This is a genomic window from Microcystis aeruginosa LEGE 91341 (assembly GCF_015206885.1).
GTDB lineage: Bacteria > Cyanobacteriota > Cyanobacteriia > Cyanobacteriales > Microcystaceae > Microcystis > Microcystis aeruginosa_H.
Map to the genome: position 1 here is coordinate 1 of NZ_JADEXY010000252.1, position 2,059 is coordinate 2,059.

The window sequence follows — 2,059 nt, forward strand, 5'->3', positions numbered from 1 at the left end:
TTCTGGAATTATGTTAAATTCTTGACTGAGCCTGTGCCGACCCTTCGACTTGGCTCAGGGCAAGTTATTTTTAGCAAACTCTCCTAGCTCTCTATAACCTGAGTATCCTAGCATTGTTCCCAGTATTATTACTACTAATACTATCCATAAAGGGTGTCTTTTTCCTTTATCTTTCCGAAAGTCCTTGACTTGTTTCAGTTTTTCTATTAAGCTCAACATATCTTTAAAAAGTTGGCGGTCACTTCTCATTTTACCTGACAGTGATCGCTTTTACTTTTGATATTCTGATGGGAGAATGAAACAGCCCTACTTAATAAGGGGGGTGCTGATGGGTTTCAGTGGGTATTAATGGGGTTCATTATAAACAAATTAATCAATATTATTTATAAAGTTTTCTTAACTTTTTTTGTATCAAATTTACTTGAACGGGAGCATTAAATACTTATAATTGAGTTTGTGTAAAACACTTTTGCAATTATGGAATTGACCAGATCTAGCCAAGAATTTAGCTTAAGCTTATTCTTTTGGATATAAACTTGATTCTAGAAAAACTATTGGTAATCAGAAAATGCTGACTTCATCGCCTCCCAATCTCTCGCAACTTGCCCTTTTATTTCTCAAAATCGGCATTATCGGTTTTGGTGGTCCGGCTGCCCATATCGCTTTAATGGAGGAAGAAGTGGTTAAGCGTCGTGGTTGGATGACTAAGGAACGATTTCTCGATTTGGTGGGGGCCACTAATCTGATTCCCGGTCCTAATTCCACGGAAATGGCTATTCATATCGGTTATATTTTTGGTGGTTTAGCGGGTTTAATAATCACCGGGGTTTGTTTTATTACTCCTGCGGTGTTAATTACGGGTTTTCTAGCTTGGATTTATACTACCTACGGGACTTTACCCGATGTGGCTCCGATTTTTGCGGGGATTAAACCGGTAGTAATTGCGGTGATTTTTCAGGCACTCTGGCGCCTAGGTAAAAAGGCACTGAAAACCCGTCAATTACTGTTCATCGGATTGGGAGTTATCGGATTATTAATCTTAGGTTTAAATGAAATTATCGCTTTACTGTTGGGCGGAATTATCGGGATGTTTATCCTAAAAAAATTCGCTACTTTCCCCCTGATTGTGGCAGGAATAGGCGGTGCGACGGCGGTTGCTACTCCTAGCAACATCCCACCGACATTAACAGGATTAGGGCTATTTTTTCTCAAGGTGGGTAGTGTTTTATTTGGTAGTGGTTATGTGTTAGTTGCCTTTTTAGAAGCGGATTTAGTGCAGGGGAAAGGATGGTTAACCCGACAACAATTATTAGATGCTATTGCTATCGGTCAATTTACCCCCGGTCCGGTGTTATCTACAGCCACTTTTATCGGTTATCAAATATTAGGAGTATCGGGGGCAATTGTGGCGACTCTAGCGATTTTCTTTCCTTCTTTTATCTTTGTTTTATTACTTAATCCTCTTATTCCTAAACTGAGACAATCCGCTTGGGCGGGTGCTTTTTTAGATGCAATTAATGCTAGTGCTGTGGCTTTAATGGTAGCGGTAATTTTTAATTTAGCCCTAGCTACTTGGTTACAACCCTACGGGAATTTACCTTTTAATTTATTGGCTATCATTCTATCTCTTGTCTCTGGTATTCTTTTACTACGTTTTCAAGTTAATTCTACTTGGTTAATTCTTGCTGGTGCGCTCATTGGTTTACTATTAAAACAATTAGGTTAGGGGGAAATAAGTAAATGGTTCTAATTAAATATAGCGTTTTTCAGTCTCCTGATGTACAAAAGTTCTGGGTTTTAGGCAAAAGGCAAGAGGCAAAAGGCAAAGGGGAAGAAAAATAGGTGTACCTCACTAGCTTAGGAAACGCTATATTAAGATAGATTTGGCCTTTGATACCCCCTTAATCCCCCTTAATAAGGGGGCGCTGATCCCTGACAGGTGTAGGTATTTTACAACCAAGAGGAAGGGGAGTAGTAAAAAGCATCAACGGGGGTGGGAGAGAAAGAACTCCAACGATGAAGGTGAATCGACAAACCTTTCAGTAAATCAGCAACTAGG

The 2,059-nt window shown here is 39.5% G+C and carries 1 protein-coding gene and 1 pseudogene; one reads left to right on the forward strand and one right to left on the reverse strand.

All coding sequences use genetic code 11. The features are described 5' to 3' along the window. Nucleotides 1-63: 63 nt before the first annotated feature. Nucleotides 64-219 (reverse strand): annotated as a pseudogene (locus tag IQ234_RS20635) (transposase family protein); the annotation flags it as partial. A 349-nt stretch (nt 220-568) separates the two neighbouring features. Between IQ234_RS20635 and chrA the strand changes: the two are divergent. Further along, complete coding sequence (chrA, locus tag IQ234_RS20640; RefSeq protein WP_193958446.1) at nt 569-1,726, forward strand: chromate efflux transporter; 1,158 nt, start codon at nt 569-571, stop codon at nt 1,724-1,726. Nucleotides 1,727-2,059: the final 333 nt, after the last annotated feature.